At 69.6% G+C, this 20,233-nt stretch carries 18 protein-coding genes and 1 pseudogene; 10 read left to right on the forward strand and 9 right to left on the reverse strand.

Going from position 1 to position 20,233, the window contains the following annotated elements:
• Nucleotides 1–62: 62 nt before the first annotated feature.
• Nucleotides 63–524 (reverse strand): cupin domain-containing protein, encoded by a 462-nt coding sequence (locus tag M2283_RS38140; RefSeq protein WP_280881094.1) that lies wholly within the window; start codon nt 522–524, stop codon nt 63–65.
• A 220-nt stretch (nt 525–744) separates the two neighbouring features.
• Between M2283_RS38140 and M2283_RS38145 the strand changes: the two genes are divergently transcribed.
• Entirely contained in the window at nt 745–1,404 is a 660-nt protein-coding gene (locus M2283_RS38145) for a TMEM175 family protein (RefSeq protein ID WP_280881095.1), read from the forward strand.
• 493 nt (nt 1,405–1,897) lie between these two features.
• Here the strand turns inward: M2283_RS38145 and M2283_RS38150 are convergent, their stop codons facing one another.
• The 5 genes from M2283_RS38150 to M2283_RS38170 are packed head-to-tail and all read right to left on the reverse strand — an operon-like array spanning nt 1,898 to nt 7,847.
• On the reverse strand, nt 1,898–2,371 hold the full coding sequence (locus M2283_RS38150; RefSeq protein WP_280881096.1) for an acyl-CoA thioesterase: 474 nt from the start codon (nt 2,369–2,371) through the stop codon (nt 1,898–1,900).
• Nucleotides 2,352–4,730 (reverse strand): bifunctional salicylyl-CoA 5-hydroxylase/oxidoreductase, encoded by a 2,379-nt coding sequence (locus M2283_RS38155; protein WP_280881097.1) that lies wholly within the window; start codon nt 4,728–4,730, stop codon nt 2,352–2,354. The genes M2283_RS38150 and M2283_RS38155 overlap by 20 nt, the downstream gene beginning before the upstream one ends.
• Before the next feature lie 11 nt (nt 4,731–4,741).
• On the reverse strand, nt 4,742–6,421 hold the full coding sequence (locus tag M2283_RS38160) for an AMP-binding protein (protein ID WP_280881098.1): 1,680 nt from the start codon (nt 6,419–6,421) through the stop codon (nt 4,742–4,744).
• Between the two features lie 41 nt (nt 6,422–6,462).
• Nucleotides 6,463–7,368, reverse strand: a complete 906-nt coding sequence (locus tag M2283_RS38165) for an acyl-CoA thioesterase (protein ID WP_280881099.1) — start codon at nt 7,366–7,368, stop codon at nt 6,463–6,465.
• Entirely contained in the window at nt 7,365–7,847 is a 483-nt protein-coding gene (locus M2283_RS38170) for a cupin domain-containing protein (RefSeq protein WP_280881100.1), read from the reverse strand. Before M2283_RS38170 ends, M2283_RS38165 begins: the two co-directional genes overlap by 4 nt.
• 164 nt (nt 7,848–8,011) lie before the next feature.
• On the opposite strand from M2283_RS38170, the gene M2283_RS38175 reads away from it, so the two are divergent.
• The 6 genes from M2283_RS38175 to M2283_RS38200 all read left to right on the forward strand — a co-directional run bounded on the left by M2283_RS38175 (nt 8,012) and on the right by M2283_RS38200 (nt 15,039).
• A complete protein-coding gene (locus tag M2283_RS38175) occupies nt 8,012–8,431 on the forward strand; it encodes a RidA family protein (protein ID WP_280881101.1) in 420 nt (139 codons plus the stop codon).
• Nucleotides 8,432–8,527: 96 nt separating this feature from the next.
• On the forward strand, nt 8,528–9,415 hold the full coding sequence (locus tag M2283_RS38180; RefSeq protein ID WP_280881102.1) for a fumarylacetoacetate hydrolase family protein: 888 nt from the start codon (nt 8,528–8,530) through the stop codon (nt 9,413–9,415).
• 199 nt (nt 9,416–9,614) lie between these two features.
• The gene (locus M2283_RS38185) at nt 9,615–10,457 is read left to right on the forward strand and encodes a PaaX family transcriptional regulator (protein WP_280881103.1); all 843 of its coding nucleotides are present in this window, start codon (nt 9,615–9,617) and stop codon (nt 10,455–10,457) included.
• 192 nt (nt 10,458–10,649) lie between these two features.
• On the forward strand, nt 10,650–12,281 hold the full coding sequence (locus tag M2283_RS38190; protein ID WP_280881104.1) for an amidohydrolase: 1,632 nt from the start codon (nt 10,650–10,652) through the stop codon (nt 12,279–12,281).
• A gap of 678 nt (nt 12,282–12,959) precedes the next feature.
• Nucleotides 12,960–14,561 carry a CocE/NonD family hydrolase gene (locus tag M2283_RS38195; protein WP_280881105.1) on the forward strand — a complete coding sequence of 534 codons (1,602 nt, stop codon included), beginning with the start codon at nt 12,960–12,962 and terminating at the stop codon, nt 14,559–14,561.
• A 109-nt stretch (nt 14,562–14,670) separates the two neighbouring features.
• Entirely contained in the window at nt 14,671–15,039 is a 369-nt protein-coding gene (locus M2283_RS38200; RefSeq protein ID WP_280881106.1) for a hypothetical protein, read from the forward strand.
• 56 nt (nt 15,040–15,095) lie between these two features.
• Here the strand turns inward: M2283_RS38200 and M2283_RS38205 are convergent.
• Nucleotides 15,096–15,704 (reverse strand): annotated as a pseudogene (locus M2283_RS38205) (XdhC family protein); the annotation flags it as partial.
• Between the two features lie 386 nt (nt 15,705–16,090).
• On the opposite strand from M2283_RS38205, the gene M2283_RS38210 reads away from it, so the two are divergent.
• A complete protein-coding gene (locus M2283_RS38210) occupies nt 16,091–16,828 on the forward strand; it encodes a dienelactone hydrolase family protein (RefSeq protein ID WP_280881107.1) in 738 nt (245 codons plus the stop codon).
• A gap of 147 nt (nt 16,829–16,975) precedes the next feature.
• Here the strand turns inward: M2283_RS38210 and M2283_RS38215 are convergent, their stop codons facing one another.
• Both M2283_RS38215 and M2283_RS38220 read right to left on the reverse strand, forming a co-directional pair.
• A complete protein-coding gene (locus tag M2283_RS38215; protein ID WP_280881108.1) occupies nt 16,976–17,860 on the reverse strand; it encodes an LLM class flavin-dependent oxidoreductase in 885 nt (294 codons plus the stop codon).
• A gap of 24 nt (nt 17,861–17,884) precedes the next feature.
• Complete coding sequence (locus M2283_RS38220) at nt 17,885–18,904, reverse strand: aldo/keto reductase (RefSeq protein ID WP_280881109.1); 1,020 nt, start codon at nt 18,902–18,904, stop codon at nt 17,885–17,887.
• Nucleotides 18,905–19,066: 162 nt separating this feature from the next.
• Between M2283_RS38220 and M2283_RS38225 the strand changes: the two genes are divergently transcribed.
• A complete protein-coding gene (locus M2283_RS38225; protein WP_280881110.1) occupies nt 19,067–19,660 on the forward strand; it encodes a TetR/AcrR family transcriptional regulator in 594 nt (197 codons plus the stop codon).
• A gap of 72 nt (nt 19,661–19,732) precedes the next feature.
• Entirely contained in the window at nt 19,733–20,200 is a 468-nt protein-coding gene (locus M2283_RS38230) for a MarR family winged helix-turn-helix transcriptional regulator (RefSeq protein ID WP_280881111.1), read from the forward strand.
• The last annotated feature ends 33 nt before the right edge of the window (nt 20,201–20,233 follow it).

Here is a 20,233-nt window from a genome sequence, read left to right on the forward strand (position 1 = left end):
TTGATCGTGGTTCCGGTAAGTGCCGTACGGCGGAGCGGTGATCGCTGCGGACCTGCCGACGGTCAGCGCGGCGGGCCGACGATGATCTGGCCGTACATGTCGGCTGCTTCGGCCATGAGGTCCCGGGAGATCTCGAAGCCCTCGGGGCGCGGGGTGGCCAGGTCACGTCCGGCGTGGCGGAACATGCCCTCGATGCCGCCCGGGGTGCAGATCATGAGCAGGTCGGCGGTGTCGGACGTGATCCGGTAGCCGTGCGGGACGTTGCGGGGCAGGAAGACGACGCCGCCCTCGGACAGTTCCATCTCCTGGTCGTCGCACCACAGCAGCGCACTGCCCTTGATCAGCATGAACACCTCGTCCTCGCGGGTGTGTTGGTGGTACGGCGGTGCCTCGCCCTTGCCGACGGAGAACCGTCCGACGGTCAACTGCCCGGCGGTGGCCGCACTGTCCAGGAGTACGGCGAACTCGCCGCCGTCGAGCCATTCGAGTTTCTGCTGCTGCTCGGGCTGTGCGAGATAGGCCATGGTCATGACGGTGTCCGTTCTGCGGCACCGGCGGACTCGGCGCCTTCGTCAGTGGGGAACGACGGTCGTGCTTGATCCTCCTCCGGCCCCTACGGCGGCCGCCAGCGGAGTGGGTGGGAACAGCAGTACCACTCCCCGGCCCGGCTCCCGGGCAACCGGCAACCTGGGTGCGGGCAACCGGTGTGCGGGGCCCACAACCGCCTGTGGCATTCTCTGCGCCATGGCTCTCTCGACTGATCAACAAGCGTCCGAGAACACGGAGATCCGGGCGGTCGCCGCGGAGCGACTCACGTTCTTCGGGGACGCTGTGATCGCCATCGCACTCACCCTGTTGGCACTGGAACTGCCGGTGCCCGAGGGCAAGACCAACTCCGAGTTGTGGCACTCGGCCACCGATCATCGTGAGGCCTACCTGGCGTTCATGATCAGTTTCGTGGTCATCGCCGCGCACTGGCGCGCCCACCACCGGGTGTTCCGCTATGTCACGTCGTCGAACAAGCTGCTGACGAGCCTGACCGTGTACTGGCTCCTCATGCTGGTGATCACCCCGTTCGCGACCGATGTGATCGGCGGCGATGACGCGTTCCAGGCCCGGTTCATCTTCTACGCCGTCGTGCAGTTCGTCGCGTGTGTGCTGTTCGTGTTCATGGTCCGGGAGATCAACCGTGAGGGCCTCTACCGGCCGGGCACCCCGCCCGACCTGCTCCCCCGGGCGATGCGCCGCATGAGCGTGGTGGCGGCCGGGTTCCTGGTCTCGATTCCGGTCGCGCTCGCCACCCAGTGGGCGTACCTGTGCTGGATCCTGGTACCGGGCATCCCCGCGGTGTTCTACGGCGCACGCCGGCGCCGCTCCGGCGAACAGGCCGCGGACGCGGACTAGCGGCCAGACTGCGGACGCGACTGGACGCGCCGGGCGACGGGGTGACTCGTCGCCTCACCCGGCCGCCCGCGCGCCTTTCCCTCCCCGACACCGACTGTCCCGGTGAAACATGAGGCGAGGCAGGGAGACGCGGTGAGCGACGACGGGCACGAAGGGCTTGCTGGTGGTGCGCTGCCGGCTCGGGGAGCCCGAGGCGTTCCACGCTGGTGCAACCTCTTGCACGACCCACACATCCGCTTCCGGCGCGTACCCAGGTCGCCTTCGCCGCACTGATCGCCGTGGGCCTCGCCAGGGCCGCCTTCGCCGGGTGGGTCCTGAGCCGGCGCCTCGCCGGCCGCGGTCCGCGGCACCACGGCCGAGGCCCTGACCACCGCCTTGGCCGGCACGGCCCTCGTCGTGGCCGCGGGACTGCTCCTGCTACGGGCGCACGCCCGCCGTCGGGAGTTGCTGCGCCTGCGCAACTCCCTTGAACAAGAAGCTGCCTGACGGTACGTCACCCACCAACAGAACCACGGCTCAACGCATCGCCTCCCAGCGCGGCGACCCACTCGGTGGGCCACGGTGCGCTCTCGCGAGCACCACGCGGGACATGCACGGTGACGTACCGACCCGAAGCCGACAGCCGTCGTGGCCGCTGGTCGAACTCCTCGCCCCAGACCTCGAAGCGGAAGGTCAACGACGACCTGCCGATGCGTTCGACCAGGACGGTCGTCGTGACCTCCTGCCCGAACCACAGCGGGGACGCGAAGTCGACCTCGTACCGCACGCGCGGCGCGGATCCGAAGTAGCCGTCGACGCCGTACTCCCGCATCAACGTTGCCTCGGCCGCCTCGACGAAGCGCACGACGGCCGTGTTGTGGTGGTGCCCTGCGGCATCGGTGTCCACCCATTCCACGCGGCCTCGGTGGACGGCACGGGCGAGATCGCCGATGCCGTCCACCGCCTCGTCAGACGGAGGCCGGTGCATGCGAGGGGGTCCAGCGAAGATGGATGTCCTGCTCGGAGTCGTCGGCCCGGAGCAGCGAGAGGCGGGGTCGTACGGCGTCGGTGCGGGCGGTCGGCGGCTTGCGGCGACCGGCCCCGAACTGCACCGGCCACTGAGCCGCCTCGCCCTGGTAGTCCTGTTCGGCCGCCGCGTGGAGAGTCCAGTGCGGGTCGTAGAGGTGGGTCCGGCCCACGGCGCACAAGTCGGCGCGGCCCGCCAGCAGGATCGAGTTGACGTCGTCGTACGAGGCGATGGCGCCGACGGCGATGACCGCCGTGCCGGTCGCGGCGGCGATCTCGTGCCGGATCCGGTCCGCGAACGGCGTCTGGTAGGAGCGGCCGAACGCCGGGGTCTCGTCCTTGGTGACCTGGCCGGAGGAGACGTCGATGCCGTCCGCCCCGTGCGCTATGAACGCGCGGGCGATCTCGACGGCGTCGTGCTCGGTGTTGCCGTCCGGCACCCAGTCGGTGGCGGAGATGCGCACGATCATCGGCCGCTCGGCGGGCCATGCCTCGCGCACGGCGTCGAAGACCTCCAGCGGGAAGCGCAGCCGGTTCTCCAGCGAACCACCGTACGCGTCGGTGCGGTGGTTGGCTGCCGGGGACAGGAAGGAAGAGAGCAAGTAGCCGTGCGCACAGTGGAGTTCGAGCAGATCGAAGCCCGCCTCGGCGCCCCGGCGGGCGGCGGCGACGAAGTCGGCGACGATCCCGTCCATGTCCTCGCGGGTGACCTCGCGAGGCACGGCGCAGCCGGGACCGTACGCGACCGGCGAGGGTCCGACGGTCTCCCAGTTGCCTTCGGGCAGCGGGTCGTCCATGCCCTCCCACATCAGCCTGGTGGAACCCTTGCGGCCGGAGTGGCCGATCTGGAGGCCGATGCGGGCGGTGCTCCGCTCGTGCGCGAAGGACACGATCCGTGCCCACGAGTCACGCTGCTCGTCGTTCCACAGGCCCGTGCAGCCGGGCGTGATGCGGGCGTCGGGCGAGACGCAGACCATCTCCGTCATCACCAGTCCGGCACCGCCCATGGCCTTGGAGCCGAGGTGCACGAGGTGGAAGTCGCCGGGTACGCCGTCGACGGCGGAGTACATGTCCATGGGTGACACGACGACCCGGTTCTTCAGCTCCAGCTGTCCCAGCCGGAAGGGCTGGAACATCGCCGGTGAACTGCCGCCGAGCCCTTGGGACTTGGCGAAGGCGGCGTCGACGCGGTCGGCGAACTCCTGGTCGCGGGTGCGCAGGTTGTCGTAGGTGATGCGGCGGGAGCGGGTCAGCAGGTTGAAGCAGAACTGGGTCGGCTCCTGCTGGACGTACATGCCGATGTTCTCGAACCACTCAAGTGACGCCTGCGCGGCCCGCTGGGTGGACTCGACGACCGGCCGCCGCTCGGTCTCGTAGGCGGTCAACGCCGTTTCGGCGTCGGGGTGTTCGTGCAGGCAGGCGGCGAGGGCGAGCGCGTCCTCCATGGCCAGCTTGGTGCCCGAGCCGATGGAGAAGTGGGCGGTGTGCGCGGCGTCGCCGATGAGGACCAGACTGCCGTGGTGCCAGCGCTCGTTGCGTACGGTGGTGAAGTTGAGCCACTTGGAGTTGTTGGCGAACACCTGGTGGCCGGCGAGTTCCTCGGCGAACAGGCCGCGGATGCGTTCGACGGCCTGCTCGTCGGAGGTGCCGGGCCCGAACTCCGCACCCTCGGTGGCGTCGAAGCCGGCGCGGCGCCAGACGTCCTCGTGCATCTCGACGATGAAGGTGGAGCCGGTCTCGGAGTAGGGGTAACCGTGGACCTGCATGGTCCCCCACTCGGTCTCCTTGACGAAGAACTGGAACGCCTCGAAGACGCGGTCCGTGCCCAGCCACATGTACTTGCTGTGCCGCCGGTCCAGGGTGGGCCGGAAGACGTCCGCGTGCTCCTGCCGGATACGGGAGTTGACGCCGTCCGCCCCGACCACCAGGTCGTGCGAGGCGCGGAGTTCCTCGATGTCGGGGGCGAGCGTCGAGAAGCGCACGTCGACGCCGAGGGCGCGGCAGCGCTCCTGGAGCAGGCGGAGGAGTTCCTTGCGGCTCATGGCGGCGAAGCCCTGGCCGCCGATCGTGTGGCTCTCGCCGCGGTAGTGGATGTCGATGTCCGTCCACCGGGCGAAGCGCCGGGCCATCGCCTCGGCGAACTCGGTGTCGGCGTTCTCGATTCCGCCGAGGGTCTCGTCGGAGAACACCACACCGAATCCGAAGGTGTCGTCAGGGGCGTTGCGCTCCCAGACGGTGACCTCGTGGGTCGCGTCCAGTTGCTTCATCAGAGCAGCGAAGTAGAGCCCACCGGGGCCTCCGCCGACGATCGCGATTTTCACGGAGCTTCCTCTCACTGCTCGGCGGCGGGCGTGGCGCCCAGCTCGTCCTGGATGATCTTGCGGAGTGCGAAGTGCTGGAGTTTGCCACTGACGTTGCGCGGCAGGGAGTCGCAGAACCGGACGTCGCGCGGGTACTTGTAGGGGGCGATGACCTGTTTGACGTGGTCCTGGATCTCCTTGACCTTGGCCGCGTCGCCCCGCACGCCGTCCCGCAGCACGACGAAGGCGCACACCACCGAGCCGCGCTCCTTGTCGGGGCGGCCCACGACCGCGCACTCCAGCACGTCGGGGTGGGTGTCGACGGCGGCCTCGACCTCGGGTCCGCCTATGTTGTAGCCCGAGGAAATGATCATGTTGTCGCCGCGTGCGTGGTAGAAGAAGTAGCCGTCCTCGTCCCGGTGGAAGATGTCGCCGGTGGTGTTCCAGCCCTCCACGACATAGTCCTTCTGCCGCTCGTCGTCGAGGTAGCGACAGCCGACCGGCCCGATGACACCCAGCCGGCCCGGCTCACCGGGGCCGAGTTCCTCGCCGTCGGGCCCGAGCACGGTGGCCCGGTAGCCCGGCAGCGGTTTGCCCGTGGCACCGGGACGTATCTCGTCGCCGACGGCCGTGATGAAGATGTGCAGGAGTTCGGTGGCGCCGATGCCGTCGATGACCTCCAGCCCGGCCGCGTCCCGCAGTTGCTCCCATGTGGTGCTCGGAATGTGTTCGCCCGCCGACACCGCCACCCGCAGCCCGACGAGTTGTCGCGCCTGCCCCGCGCGCACGATCGCCCGGTACGCGGTGGGCGCCGTCGCGAGCACGGTGACGCCCTGCCGTTCGACCAGATCGGCCAGTTGAGCGGGGGTGGCCGCCTCGGTCAGCAGGGTGCAGGCGCCGGCCCGCAGCGGGAAGACGACGAGCATGCCGAGGCCGAAGGTGAAGGCCAGCGGGGCCGTACAGGCGACCGTGTCGTCCGCGGTCAGGCGCAGGGCGTGGCGGCCGAAGGTGTTGTCGATGGAGAGGATGTCGCGGTGGAAGTGCATGGTGATCTTGGGTACGCCGGTGCTGCCCGAGGTCGGCCCGAGGAGCGCCACATCGTCGGCGGCGGTCTCCACGTTGGTGAACTCGCCCGGCTTGGCCGTGGCGCGGGCGACGAGGTCGTCGGGGGTGCCGCCGCAGTACTCGACGACGGTCAGCGACGGCCACGCGGTGGCGCGGACCGTGTGCATGTCCTCGGCGAACCGGTGGTCGACCAGCGCGATCGAGGGCCGGGTCCGTTCGACGACCGGCGTCACCTCACGGGCGCGCAGGGCGGCCATGGTGGTCACCACGACGCCCCCGGCCTTGAGCACGCCGAGCCAGGCGGCGACCGTCCAGGGGGTGTTCGGCGAGCGCAGCAGGACGCGTCCGCCCGGCATCAGGCCGAGATCCTCGGTCAGCACCTGGGCGACCTGGTTGGCACGCGTGCGCAGTTCGCCGTACGTCCACTTCTCCCCCATCGGCGTGCACAGGGCCGGCCGGTCGGGGCCGAACCTGGCGGTGGGGATGTCGATGAGCTCGGTGGCGGCGTTGAGGCGGTCCGGGTACTGCAGCTCCGGCGTCGTGAATTCGACGACCGGCCACAGGTGGGTGGGGGGCAGGTGGTCGCGCGTGAAGCTGTCCACATGCGCGGAGGGCGAGAGGGCGGAGGGAGAAGAAGGGGGAGGCATCGGAAGGGTCCTTCCGGGAATCCGTCGGCGGGCCGGCGGGGTCAGGCGGAACGGAGCATGCCTTCCTGGGCGACGGTGGCCAGGTGACGGTGATCGCGGGTGTAGAAGCGGCCCGCGCCAAGGCCGCGGCCCGCGTCGGCGGCGGCCGCTTCCTGGACGTAGAGGAGCCAGCCGCCCACCGGTCCCGGGCGGTGGAACCACATGGCGTGATCGAGGCTGGCGGTGATCAGCCCGGGCATGGCCCAGGCCAGACCGAGGACCCGTAGGACGGGTTCGAGGATCGTGTAGTCGCAGACGTAGGCGAGGGCGGCCAAGTCCCGTTGGGCGTCGGTCAGTCCGTCGACCGGGCGGAGCGGGTCGAACGGCCGGAGCCAGACCGCCTGGTGCGGGACCTGCTTGCCCTCGACGGTGAGGTAGACGGGTCCGGGTACGTGCCGCATGTCGAAGCCGCGGCCGGCGGACCAGTAGGCCTTGGACTCCTCGGTCATCGTGCCGCCGTCGAGGTCCGCCAAGTAGGCGGCGGAGCTGGGGAGTTCCTCCGGAGCGGGAACGTCGTCAGTGAACTCGGCCTCGAAGGTGCCGCCGGGCTCGCCCGCGGCGAAGTTGGCCAGGCAGACGTAGAGGGGCTTGCCGTTCCGGTAGCCGCGCACCTGCCGGGTGCTGTAGCCGCGGCCGTCGCGCAGCAGCTCCACCTCGTAGCGCACGCTCGCCCCGATGTCGGCGGGGCGTAGGAAGTAACTGTGCATCGAGTGCAGCGACTTGCCGTCGGTCACCGACCGCATCGCCGCGGCGGCGGCCTGCGCGACGAGGTCGCCGCCGTACGCCTTTGGCCAGGGGCAGGGCTGGGTGACGGCGGTGAAGGCGAGGTCGAAGTGCTCGGGCTCGGTGGCGGTCAGGGTGACCGCGTCGGTGAAGACCTTGGAGGTCGGGGAGGTCTCGGCCGTCATCGGTTCAGCCAGTCGCGCAGTTCGGAATCGGCGATGTCGGGCAGGTTGACGACGATGTTCTCCGGTGTCCGGGTCGTCATCCACGTCAGTGGCTTGCTGCGCGAGAGGTTGCACTCGACGTGGGGCATGAACGGCGGCACGAAGACCCAGTCGCCCTCCTCCATGTCGACGTAGTCCTCGAACTTCTCGCCGAAGTAGATGCGCGCCCGGCCCGAGAGGACGTAGCCGCCGGTCTCGGCCTCTCCGTGGTGGTGGGAGACCGAGCGGTAGCCGGGTTCGTTGCTGACCTTGCCGAACCAGAGCTTGGTGGCCGGGGTGTGCTGAATGCTGACGCCCGAGATACGGACGGCCCCGCCGGAGTCGGCGGTACCCGCGTCCTCCAGGCCGCCGCGCGTCACCACGGGCGCGACGAAACCGCTGGGCAGTCGGTACATCGAGTTGTCGCCTTCGAGGCGGTACTTGCTGAGGTCGGGCTCCATGGTGGTCGGCTCCGTTCGGTGGCGAGGAGGGCGCCTGTGCCGCGGGACGAGCGAGCGGGTCGAGACGATGACGCCGGTATCTCGTATTTTTCACTGTCGTCAATTAAAGTCAATACCAGCTGCCGAGTGGACCCGCTTCCACCCCGAATCGACCTGGAGATCCAATGACACCCGTCGCCGTGAACCCGGACTCCCTCCCCGCCCCCAGCGGCTACTCGCACGGGACCCTCGCGGGAAACACGCTCTACCTGGGCGGACAGACCGCGCTCGACGCGGACATGCAGATCGTGCCGGGCGGGATCGTCGCCCAGTTCCGCCAGTCGTTCGGCAATGTCCTCACCACGCTCCGCGAGGCGGGCGGCGAGCCGAAAGACCTGGTCAGCCTGACCATCTACCTCACGGACATCCCCGACTACCAGGCCCATGGCAAGGAGATCGGCAAGGTCTGGCGCGAGCTCGCCGGCTCCGTGTACCCGGCCATGGCGGGGATCGGCTGCACCGCTCTGTGGCAGCCCGAGGCCATGATCGAGATCGTCGGCGTGGCGGTCATCCCGGACGATCGGCTCGTGACGCCGGGCGCGTGACCGGCACGGATGCGGAGTACGGCTGCTGATGCGGCCAGAAAGCTACGTAGCGACCAAATGCCTCTTGTACGCCAGAGAACCGAAAGGCCGATCGGCATGAAACTCGCATCCCTCACCGTCGACGGCGTCCGCCGGGCCGGCGTCGTCCAGGAGGCCGCGCAGGCCATAGCCCTGCTGCCGCCGACGGTGGGTACGGTCGACGACATAGTCCGCGGCGGCCCGACCGCCCTCGACACGGCCCGGGCCGCCCTCGCCGACGCCGACACGATCCCGCTGGCCGGTGCCCGCCTGGAGTCGCCGCTGCACCGCTTCAACCGCGACATCCTGTGCACCGGCTGGAACTACTGGGACCACTTCGAGGAGTCCAAGGGCAAGCGCGAGGGCCAGGACCCCGTCACCCGCCCCGAGCACCCGACCTTCTTCACCAAGGGCCCCGACACCGTCATCGGCCCCACCGACGACATCTCCTACGACCCCGATCTGTCCGCCAAGTGGGACTACGAGGCCGAGATCGCCCTGGTCATCGGCCGCGACGGCCGGTCGATCCCCGAGGAGAAGGCCCTGGAGCACGTCTTCGGCTACCTCGTCGCCAACGACGTCTCCCAGCGCGACCTCCAGCGCGCGCACGGCGGCCAGTGGCTCAAGGGCAAGAGCATCGACGCCACGATGCCGCTCGGCCCCTGGCTCACCACCGCCGACGAGATCGCCGACCCGGCGGGTCTGCGGGTGCAGTGCGAGGTCAACGGGCGGCTGCTGCAGAACGCCTCCAGCAGCGACATGGCGTTCTCCTTCGCCCAGATCATCGCCGAGCTGAGCCGCGGCATGACCCTGCGCGCGGGGGACGTGATCCTCACCGGCACCCCGAGCGGCATCGGCAGTGCGCGTGATCCGCAGATCTTCCTCGGCGCCGGAGACGTGGTCGTCACCCGGGTCAGCGGCCTGGGCGAGCTGCGCAACACGGTGACGCGCACCCGCCTGACGTGATCGGCCGCGCACCTCACGGTCGGTGTCCCACGTGGGAGGTGACGCGGGGATCGTCGGTCGGCGGGCACCGATAAACTGCCCGCCGAACGATGATCCGACGGTCGACCGAGGCCCGCCGGAAGAACAGAGGGAGCGGGCACCTGAACGGCGCGAGCGAGACGGCGACAACGCGGACACCGAACGCGCCGACGGTACGGCCATGACGGCGGACCCACCGTCCGCCGGCGGACGTGACACTCGCCTGGGCCCGCTCATCACCACGATCTTCGGCCTGTACGCCCGGGGCGAGCACAACTGGCTCTCCGTGGCGTCGGTGGTGAAGCTCATGGCGGACCTCGGGTTCGAGGGCCCCGCCGTGCGCTCGGCCGTCTCCCGCCTGAAGCGTCGCGAGGTGCTGCGGAGCCAGCCCCACGAGGGCGCGGCGGGCTACTCCGTCGCCGACTCGACCCTGGCGGCGCTCGCCGAGGGAGACGTGCGGATCTTCGAGCGCGCCCGGGCGACAACCGAGGACGGCTGGCTCGTGGTCGTCTTCTCCGTCCCCGAGTCCGAGCGCGAGAAGCGCCACGACCTCCGCACCAGCCTGACCCGACTGGGCCTCGGCACCGCGGCACCGGGCGTATGGGTCGCACCGGGCAACCTGGCGGTGGAGACCCGCCGGACCCTGGAGCGTCGGGGCCTGGCCGAGTACGTCGACATCTTCACCGGCGACCACTTCGCGTTCGGGGACCTGCGGTCGAAGGTCCGCACATGGTGGGACCTGGACGAACTCACCGAGCTCTACGCCGACTTCCTGCGGCGCTACGACCCCGTCCGCGAGGCGGCCCCGACCGGCGGCACGACACCGCCGGACGCGTTCCGGACGTACATCCCGATGCTCACCCAGTGGCGGCGACTGCCCTACCGCGATCCGGGCCTGCCGCTGTCGCTGCTGCCCCCGGGCTGGAACGGCGTCACCGCGGGCGCCCTCTTCTCCGAGCTGAACGGCCTCCTGAGCGCGCCGGCTCGCGAACACTCCCTAAGGGTGATCCACGAGAACAGCTGACCTACGGAACCGACCGACGCAGCGGGCTGGGAACCGACGGCCCGTCTCGTCGAGTCCTTGGCGCATGATCTGCATCGAAGACGGCGATCGTGTCGTGCTTCCTCCGCCACAGACCGCCGAATATGCGCCCATCAGCTCAAGGCCCGTACAACAGCATCGTCAGCGAACGCAGTGAACAAGCGGGAGTGAACGATGACCGATCACGGAGCCGATCTCGTAATCCGGGCCGCCGCGGTGCACACCTTGGTGCCCGGCCAAGCCCCGCAGCGGGCGCGGGCCGTGCGGGGTGACCGCATCGCGGCCCTGTCGCCCGACCCGAACGGTCTCGACCACTGGGTGAGCGCGCACACCACGGTCCACGACCTGCCAGGCACCACGGTGCTGCCCGCCTTCGAGGACACGCACACCCACCTGATCTTCGCCGCGCACGGCGCGCACGACGTGCCCGTCCACCAGGCCCGCACCATCCCCGAGTTCCTGGACCTGATCCGGCAGCGGGCCGAGGTCACCCCCGAGGGCCAGTGGATCCGTACCACCACCAACTGGCAGGAACTCAACCTGGCGGAGCGCCGCATGCCCACGGCCGCGGAACTCGACCAGGCCGCCGACCGCCACCCCGTCCTGGTCAAACGGGGCGGACACAACGACGTCGTCAACACCTACGCCCTGCGCCTGGCCGGCATCACCGAGGACACTCCCGTACCGCCGGGCGGTGTCATCGGCCGCGACGCCGACGGAAGGCTCGACGGCCGACTGATCGACAACGCCCTGAGCCTGGTGGAACACCTGGTCCCGGCCCCCGACCGGGCTCGCCGCATCGACGGGCTGCGTCTGGCCACCGGCCAGTACGCCGCCACCGGCATCGGCACCGTCCGCGACTGCGCGGTCTCCCCCGACGACTACGCGACCCTCCTGGCCGCCCGCGAGTCGGGGGCGCTCAGCACCCGGGTCCGTGCCCTGATCGCGGCGATCGGCCTGACCAGCGCGGCCCAGGTGGAGGACCTGCTGGACGTCATGGAGGACTGGCGCTACAGCTCCGACCCGTGGCTGCGGGTGTGGGGAGTGAAGTTCGTCCTCGACGGCGGGCTGGAGACGGGTGCCACCGAAGAGCCCTATGTCTGCGACCACTCGTACTCCGGAACGCTGACCTGGGAGCCCGACGCGCTCGTCGAGGCCGTCGAGGCCGTGGTCCGCCGCGGCTGGCGGGTCGGCACCCACGCCTACGGCGACCGCGCGGTCCGCATCCTCCTGGACGTCTACGATCGGGTCCTCGCCCGCAACTCCGGCCTGCCCACCGGCACACTCGTGATGGAGCACGGCGGCCTGGCCGGCCCCGAACAGCGCGCCCGCGCCGTCGAGTTGGGCATCCCCGTCACCATCCAGCAGCCACTGCTGCACGACACCGCCGAAGTGGAACTGGGCTTCTGGGGCCCGGAACGCGTCGCACGCCTCTTCCCCGCCCGCGGCTGGGTCGACCTGGGCGCCCAGGTCAGCGCCGGATCCGACTTCCCCGTCGGCCAGTTCGGCGCCATGCGTTCCGTCTGGGGCATGACGACCCGCCAGACCGTCATCGGCGTCCAGGGTCCGGAACATGCCGTCACCTACGACGAAGCCCTGACTCTGCACACCACTCAAGCCGCCCGCCTGCTCGGCGAGGAACACCTGCGCGGCACTCTCACTCCTGGCCGCCTCGCCGACCTCACCCTCTGGGACCAGGACCCGGCCCACTCCCCCGGTGACACCTTGCGCGACCTCAACCCCACTCACACCTTCGTGGGCGGACGCCTTGTCACACCCACGAGTGGTGTACGGCAAGTGCGGTAAGAGGAGGCGTCGAGCCGGTCCGGGTACGGCCATGACGTTCTCCTCTCGGCGCGGAGCACGGCGCGCGGGGTGTGAGGCATGGGTGTGGGGGCGGGACAAGTCAATTGGAGAACTTACCTCCGGTTACCGTGACCCGGGAAGCCCTCGGTTGAACCTTCCTGATGCTCTACCGACGTTGGACACCTGTCGCCCCAGGGGGCTTGGACCAACTGCCCGGCTCGGACCAACTTCCCGGCTCGTGCAAACCCTTGACAGCCCCCTGCAACCATCCTGAGACTACCGACCATTCGGTCGTCCAGGATCCTGGCGAGCGGCCGTCATCCGGCACACCCAGTCAGCACCGGCACAGTCGGCGCATGGCGCGTGCACACACAGCCAGCGCGCCAACTCGCTCCCACCCACCCCCCACACCTCACCCTGACCGACCGCACAGGGCCCTGTTCCCCCACGCACAACGGAGACCACCACCAACCTCAAGGAACCCGCATGCCGAAATCCATGACCAGGCACCGCGTCAGAGCGACTCACCCGGTCGCGGTACTGGCCAGCAGTTCAGCAGCGCTCATCCTCGTAGTGGCAGGTCAGACAGCAGCCACCGTCACGCCGGCCGCGGCGGCGACCTGGCAACCACCGGTTGCCACCTACACCCCGAGCCAGCCCGTGCACACGACCGTGACCATGGACGACGGCGTGAAGATCTCCGTGGAAGTCGTCTATCCGACGGACCCAGGCACCGGGGAGCGAGCGGCGGGCCCGTTCCCGGTACTGCTGACACAGAATCCCTACGGCGCAGGGCGTTCCGACCCCACCGACAGCGGAACCTACTTCGTGCAACGGGGATACATCTTCGTGGCCTCGGCGGTGCGGGGCACCGGTGACTCCGGCGGGCAGGTCGACTGGTTCGGCGACCGGCAGGGCCGTGACGGAGCCAGCCTGGTCGAGTGGGCGGCTCACAGTCTGGCCGGTTCCAACGGCAAGGTGGGTCTGGAGGGTTGCTCCTACCTCGGGGTGAACCAGTGGTTCACCGCAGCGGCCGTGGGCAAGAACTCCGCGCTCAAAGCCATCGCACCGTTCTGTACCGATTCGGATTTCTACAACGACCTCACGGCCGCCGGCGGCATTCCCACCACCTTCGTGGCCGGCATCGCCAGAGCCGAACCCCGTGGCCCCGAAGACGATCCCGCCACCGACCCTCAGGCCGTGACGATCGCCCAGCAGGCCATGGGCGGCTCACGCTCGTACAACGATGCGTACTGGCAGGCCCGGAACGTCCAGAAACTCTTGCCGCAGATCGTGAAGAACAACGTTCCGGCGCTCAGTGAGGCCGGGTGGAACGACATCTTCCCGGGCGGGAACCTCGACGCCTACGTGGCGGGTCAGAACGCCTATTACCACCGGCCGTTGAACACACCCATTGCGCCGGGCGATTCCGTCACGGGTCGGTACCAGGCGATCGTCGGGCCCTGGACCCACGGCGAACACGTCGACGAGGCATCGCTGCAGGCCATTCGCCTGGAGTGGTTCGACACATGGCTCAAGAACGCGCCCACCGGCATGGCCGCCACTTCAACTCCCCTGCACCTGTTCGAGAACGGCGCGGACAGGTGGGTCGACAGCGCCGCCTGGCCGCTGTCTCTGGATGCCCGGACCTACTACCTCGGCAACGGATCCCTGACGGCCGCCAAGCCAGCAGCCAAGGGCAGCGACAGCCTCCCCTGGGACGCAGCGACCGCGGCAGACACCCTGACCTACACAACGGCGCCGCTCACCCATGCCGCCCTGCTGAACGGCCCGACCGACGTCACCCTCTACGCCAAGTCGACAACAGTCGAGACCGAGTTGACGGCCACACTCAACATCGTCGCGCCGGACGGAACGGTCACCGAACAAGCCGACGGAATCCTCTTGGGCAGCCAACGCGCCACGGACGCAGAGGAAAGCCTGTACGGCGAGAACAAGACACTCCTCAAGCCCAGCCACCCCTTCACGCAGGCCTCCCAGCAACCCGTGACACCGGGCCGGACGACCCGCTACGACATCTCCCTCCTGTCACACTTCGCAAAGATCCCGGCCGGCTACAGAATCCAACTCACCATCAACAGCCAACCCCCGGCCGACTACCACCTCCAGGTCGCCCCCATCCCACAACAACTCACCAACCTGGCCGGCGGTCTCTACACAATCAAGCGCTCCCCGGAAGCAGCCTCGTTCATCAACCTCCCACTGACTTCACCGAGTGCGGCGACGCCGAGCGACGACAACTGGGGGCCGTCGTCCTGAAGCACAGGTGACATGGCATCCGACTCTCAGGCGGCTCTCCTGCCAGTCCGTCACGGCGGCCGGCAGGGGTTCCCGCTACTCTCACGGCGTCGAGAGCCAGGAGGAGCGGATGCTTGAAGGCGTGCTGATCGCCGAAAGTCTGCGGGTCGGGGCCGAGTTGGCGGGAGTACCACTGCACGTCACCAAGATGGCGAGAGTGGAAGTCGGCAACGCGGCGGCTGAGCAACCGCAGCAGTGGACTCTCCTGGACTTCGCCGCCGAGGAGGCCGACGCCGCGCGTCTGGCCGAGCAGTTGGCTGCCTGCCTGGCCCCGACAGGCGGTTGGTACGTCAACTACAACACGACCGCCGAGGCATTCGTGGTCTTCGCTGACAAGATCTTCCGCTACCCACGCAAGCAGACCGAAGGCCGCCGACAGGCACAGGCCTACGCACGCTCGATCGGGATCCCGGAACCGCAACTGGACTGGCAGGACTGACCTGTTGAGCCTCGCGTCGGAGGTGGGCCCATCAGGGTGGTACCGGGCCCGCCGGCTCAGCGGGCCATCCAGCGGTCCATCTCCCGCGCCCGTGTCTCCAGCGCGTCGGCGACGGCGGCCGACGTGACCCGGGGATTGCCGGGAACCTGCACGTCGTACCGGACGCCGCCACTCACCTCGCTGGACACCGGTTCGGGCATCTCCACCTCGATCCCCGCTCGCCGCGCAAGGCACTCACGGTCCCACTTCTCCGCGCCGAGCGTGCCTCGGACGGCTTCGCGGGTGACGGCCAGGGCGGAGCCGACCCGTTCGGGGTGGGCGCAGTCGACGGTGAGGGCGAGCGTGACGGCGACTCCGCGCGCGAGCGACGCCAAGAGCAGGGCGAAGACCTCGTCCGTTCCGGGATCGACCCGGCGGACCAGAACCTCGACGTGTCCCGGGGACGGCAGATCCGGTTCGAACGGATCCGCCAGCTCGGTGTCGAACCGCGCCACCTGGGGGCAGCCGTCGGCCAGGACTCGCCCCGACAGATCGTGGAGCGCGGCATCCAGCGGGTCCCCCGAGACTCCACCGAGCAGTTCACCGGCCGAGCCCCGGGCGGATACGGCACCCAGACGCCGCGGCGAGCTCCCTTCCACCCCGGTCACCACGGCCATGGCGAACGGCCGCTTGGCGGCGTATCAGTCGGCGAGGGATGGGAGCAGGTCGCGCATCCGGATCCTCCGTACTGAATGGGGCCGGGAGCAACCGCGTCCCGCCGCCACTACAACTGGAGAGAATTTCTCCACTAAGGACTTCGGCGGAAAGAAGCCCCTCGTGAAGGACGTAGGACCGTGTCCCGCGTGGTGAGGCGGCACCGGGTCACGCGGCCTCCGCAAAAAACCCGTTGGCGGAGCACCGCGACCGCTGCTACTTTCCCGGAGGCCGTGCGAGAGAACGAGGAGGTGGTACCCGTGAACACAGTATCGACGTGGGTGCTCTCCTCCGGGGTCACGGTCGGGCGATAGGTCGTCCGGGAGCGCCGCTCTGCGCACTCCCGAAAGGCACGACCATGCACTTCACTTCCGAACAACGCCTCGACGACGGCGTCCTGGAGCGCGAATTCACCCTCGGCGAGATCCCTGGCACCCTGTGGACGCCTCAATCCGCATCCGCATCCGCACCGGCGCCGCTGATCCTGCTCGGCCACCCCGGCGGACTGCACAAGATGTACCCCCGGCTGGCGGCCCGCGCCCGGCACTCCGCGGCGGAGGGCTACGCCGCGGCCACCATCGAGCTACCCGGAAGCGGTGACCGGCCCCGTTCCGCCGCCGCCGAGCAGGCCCGCGCCGACCTGCGCCGGGCGCTGGAGGCCGGCGAGCCGGTCGACGACGACATCGTGGACCGGCTCGTCCTCCCGCTGGTCGACAAGGCGGTCCCGGAGTGGCAGACCACCCTCGACGCCCTCCTTGCGCTGCCCGAGATCGGCGGCCCGGTCGGGTACTCGGGGGGAGTGATCGCCATCGGGACCCGGCTGGCGGTGGTCGAGCCGCGCATCTCGGCCGCCGTCCTGTTCGCCGGGAGCTTCGTGCCTCGCGCCCTGTTCGAGGAGGCCCGGCAGGTCACCATTCCGCTGCACGTCCTGCTGCAGTGGGACGACGAAGGCAACGACCGGCAGCAGGCCCTGGACCTGTTCGACGCCTTCGGCTCCAAGGAGAAGACGCTGCACGCCAATCTGGGCGGTCACACCGGAGTCCCGCAGTTCGCGGGAGACGCCGCGGCCCAGTTCTTCACCCGGCACCTGAAGTGAGGCCAGGCGGCCGGCCCGGCAGCAACCGGTAGCCGGCAGATGCACGACTGCCCCGATCGCGCCGGTACCAGCTATCGCGGTACCGGCCGGTCAGGGCGGCGCTCGGCCACCAGCGCCGCGCCATAGGACGCGGTCCGAGTCGCTACGTCACCCCGACGGTGAGGTCGCCCCGATGAGTTCGTCGGCGACCCACCGAGCGACCTGCGCGGGGTACGGCGTCGGCAGGCCGAGGACGATGTGGTGGAAACCGGCGTCGGTCGCCAGGCCGATCGCGGAGCGGGTGACGCCGGGGTGGTCGTAGGAGACCGGCAGGTGGATCGAGCGGGTGATCTCGGCGGGGTCGCGGCCGATCTCGGTGCAGTAGCGGTCCAGCAGGGCGCTGCGGCCGACCACGTCGTTTATGTCGCCGCCCGGGATGTTCCACAGGTCGGCGTGTTCGGCGACCACGCGCAGGGTCGCGGACGAGCGGCCGCCGATGAGGATCGGCGGGTGGGGGCGCTGGACGGGTTTGGGGTTGCCGAAGGCGCCGGTGAGGTGGTGGTGGGTGCCGTGGAAGTCGAAGGGTTTCTCCTCGGTCCACAGGCGCCGGATCACCGTGCAGGCTTCGGCAAGGCTCGCCACGGCGGTCGCGGAGTCGTGGAAGGGCAGTCCGTGTGCTTCGTATTCGCGGCGGGCCAGTGGGTGGTCGGGGCGTGAGCCGACGCCGATGCCGAAGTCGAGGCGTCCTTCGGAGACGATGTCGACGGTTGTGGCGATCTTGGCCAGCATCGCGGGCGGTCGGAAACGGTTGCTGGTGACCATGACGCCGAGCCGCAGTCGTCGGGTCTGGGCGGCCAGGGCGGAGAGCAGGGTCCAGCCCTCGTAGGCCGGTCCGTCCGGGTCACCGCCGATCGGCATGAGGTGGTCGAACAGCCAGGCGTGCTCGATCGCCGGGATCGCGTCCGCCTCGCGCCAGACCCTCAAGACGTCGTGGTAGTCGACCTGTTGAGGCGCGGTCATGATGCCGAAGCGGGGGCGAGCTGTGGGTGTCATGAGGTTGTTGGTCCTCTCGGGCGGTCAGCGCCGCCGCAGTGACGGGTCGAGCAGTGCGGGCGGGGTGTCGGACTTCTCGTGCGGGGCCAGGTCGAGGCCGGGGGCGACGATCGAGTCGATCGCGTCGAGGACGTCGGCGGAGAGCACGGTGTCGGCGGCGGCGAGCTGCGAATGGAGATGGTCCAACGTGCGGGGGCCGATGAGCGCGCTGGTGACTGCGGGGTGGGCGGTCACGAATCCGAGCGCGAGCTGGATCATCGTGAGGCCGGCCTCGTCGGCGACCTTGGCGAGCTGCTCGACGGCGTCGAGCTTGGCCCGGTTGGCGGGGATGGTGATGTCGAAGCGCTGCGGCATGAACGTCGAACGGCTGGTCGTGACGTCGCGACCCTCGCGGATCGCGCCCGACAGCCAGCCCGACGCCAGCGGACTCCACACCAGTACGCCGAGCCCGTACTCCTCGGTCACCGGCAGGACGTGGGTCTCGGCACCGCGCTGCAGGATCGAGTAGCCGGGCTGCTCGGTGACATAGCGGCTCAAGTGGCTGTCTCGGGCGGCCCATTGGGCCTGCACGATGCGGTAGGCGGGGAAGGTCGAGGAGCCGAAGTAGCGGATCTTTCCCGCGCGTTGCAGGTCGGTCAGCGCCGACAGGGTCTCCTCGTCGCCGGTGTTCGGGTCCCAGCGGTGGATCTGGTAGAGGTCGACGTGGTCGACACCGAGGCGGCGCAGGCTGTTGTCCAGTTCGGTGACCAACCAGCGGCGCGAGCTGCCCTGTTGGTGGCGCTGCTCCCCCATCGGCATGCCCGCCTTGGTCGCGAGCACGATGTCGTCGCGGCGGCCGGCGACGGCCTTGCCGACCATCTCCTCCGACTCGCCCCGGCCGTACATGTCGGCGGTGTCGATGAGGTTGATCCCCGCCTCCAGGGCGGCGTCGACAATCGCGGTGGCCTCGTCCTGGGTGGTGCGCCCGATCTGGCCGAAGTTCATGGCGCCGAGCGCGAGAGAGCTGACCTGTACGCCCGTGCGGCCCAAGGTGCGGTACTGCATGACGGGTTCCTCCATTGCGGGTGAAACGCGGTGACAAATGCGCGGAGTGGTGACCGGGACCCCTGCTCTGACATCATGAGCAAACGGAACCCTGTTCCGGAAACAACGATACGGAACCATGTTCCGCTTTGGCAAGCGCGCGGTGGCGAAGGGAGCGACACGGTGGGGAACGACGACGAGGACGCGGGGCAGGCGGCCCAGCCCAAACGGAAGGACGCCCGGCGCAACAAGGAGACCCTGCTCGACGCGGCGGCCTCGGTCTTCGTCACCTCGGGCGTGGAGGCACCGGTACGCGACATCGCGGCCAAGGCGAGCGTCGGCCTTGGCACGATCTACCGCCACTTCCCCACCCGCGCGGACCTGATCGTCGCCGTCTACCGGCACCAGGTCGACGCCTGCGCCGAGGCGGGCCCGGCCCTGCTGGCGAGCAGCGAGACCCCGCACGCCGCGCTCGGACAGTGGATCAACCTCTTCGTCGACTTCCTGGTCACCAAGCACGGACTCGCCGCCGTACTGCAGTCCGACAACGCCGGTTTCGACACGCTGCACGCCTATTTCCTCGACCGCCTCGTGCCCGTGTGCGCCCAGCTCCTCGAAGCCGCGGCCGACGCCGGCGAGATCCGCTCCGGCCTCAAGGCCTACGAGCTCATGCGCGGCGTCGGGAACCTCTGCATCGGCGCGGAGAGCGACCCCGACTACGACGCGCGCCGGCTGGTCGAGCTGCTCATCGCGGGGCTCCGACAGCCGCAGCGGTGACATCGACGTCCGGCACTCATTTACTAACAATTGATTGAGCAGTCCAGGCTGATAAGCCTAGTGTTAGTAAACGTGCAGGTAGAGACAGAAGCAGGCAGCGGCGACACCCTCGACCCCGGCGACAGCGCGCGGCTCGCGGCCGATCTACGGCTCGCGGTGGGCCGCGTGAGACGGCGACTGCGGCAGGCCCATGCCGTGGGGGACGTGTCCCTCTCCGGTGTGTCGGTGCTCGCCCGGCTCGCGTCCGACGGTCCGGACTCGCCGACGTCCCTCGCCGAGACGGAGCGCGTGCGCCCGCAGGCGATGGCGAGCACGCTCGCCGTGCTGGAGCAGCGCGGACTCGTCCGCCGTACCCCCGACCCCGCGGACGGGCGGCGCAGCATCGTGGCGGTCACCGAGGAGGGGCGCTCGATGTTGGACGAGCGGCGCTCCGAGTCGATCCACCGGCTCAGCACCGTCCTCGACGAGTTCAGCGCCGAGGAGCGGGCCACGCTCGCGGCGGCCCTGCCCCTGCTCGACCTACTGGCGGAGCGACTGTGAGCGCGCACAAGAACGGCGACGGGCACGAGACAC

It is taken from the genome of Streptomyces pseudovenezuelae (assembly GCF_029892565.1).
Taxonomy (GTDB): domain Bacteria; phylum Actinomycetota; class Actinomycetes; order Streptomycetales; family Streptomycetaceae; genus Streptomyces; species Streptomyces pseudovenezuelae_A.

What these genes read in the sequence shown, in the direction of transcription:
- M2283_RS38140 (WP_280881094.1), bottom strand. Translation starts at nt 524, where the DNA reads ATGGCCTATCTCGCACAGCCCGAGCAGCAGCAGAAACTCGAATGGCTC.
- M2283_RS38145 (WP_280881095.1), top strand. Translation starts at nt 745, where the DNA reads ATGGCTCTCTCGACTGATCAACAAGCGTCCGAGAACACGGAGATCCGG.
- M2283_RS38150 (WP_280881096.1), bottom strand. Translation starts at nt 2,371, where the DNA reads ATGCACCGGCCTCCGTCTGACGAGGCGGTGGACGGCATCGGCGATCTC.
- M2283_RS38160 (WP_280881098.1), bottom strand. Translation starts at nt 6,421, where the DNA reads ATGCCTCCCCCTTCTTCTCCCTCCGCCCTCTCGCCCTCCGCGCATGTG.
- M2283_RS38165 (WP_280881099.1), bottom strand. Translation starts at nt 7,368, where the DNA reads ATGACGGCCGAGACCTCCCCGACCTCCAAGGTCTTCACCGACGCGGTC.
- M2283_RS38170 (WP_280881100.1), bottom strand. Translation starts at nt 7,847, where the DNA reads ATGGAGCCCGACCTCAGCAAGTACCGCCTCGAAGGCGACAACTCGATG.
- M2283_RS38175 (WP_280881101.1), top strand. Translation starts at nt 8,012, where the DNA reads ATGACACCCGTCGCCGTGAACCCGGACTCCCTCCCCGCCCCCAGCGGC.
- M2283_RS38180 (WP_280881102.1), top strand. Translation starts at nt 8,528, where the DNA reads ATGAAACTCGCATCCCTCACCGTCGACGGCGTCCGCCGGGCCGGCGTC.
- M2283_RS38185 (WP_280881103.1), top strand. Translation starts at nt 9,615, where the DNA reads ATGACGGCGGACCCACCGTCCGCCGGCGGACGTGACACTCGCCTGGGC.
- M2283_RS38190 (WP_280881104.1), top strand. Translation starts at nt 10,650, where the DNA reads ATGACCGATCACGGAGCCGATCTCGTAATCCGGGCCGCCGCGGTGCAC.
- M2283_RS38195 (WP_280881105.1), top strand. Translation starts at nt 12,960, where the DNA reads ATGGACGACGGCGTGAAGATCTCCGTGGAAGTCGTCTATCCGACGGAC.
- M2283_RS38200 (WP_280881106.1), top strand. Translation starts at nt 14,671, where the DNA reads ATGCTTGAAGGCGTGCTGATCGCCGAAAGTCTGCGGGTCGGGGCCGAG.
- M2283_RS38210 (WP_280881107.1), top strand. Translation starts at nt 16,091, where the DNA reads ATGCACTTCACTTCCGAACAACGCCTCGACGACGGCGTCCTGGAGCGC.
- M2283_RS38215 (WP_280881108.1), bottom strand. Translation starts at nt 17,860, where the DNA reads ATGACACCCACAGCTCGCCCCCGCTTCGGCATCATGACCGCGCCTCAA.
- M2283_RS38220 (WP_280881109.1), bottom strand. Translation starts at nt 18,904, where the DNA reads ATGCAGTACCGCACCTTGGGCCGCACGGGCGTACAGGTCAGCTCTCTC.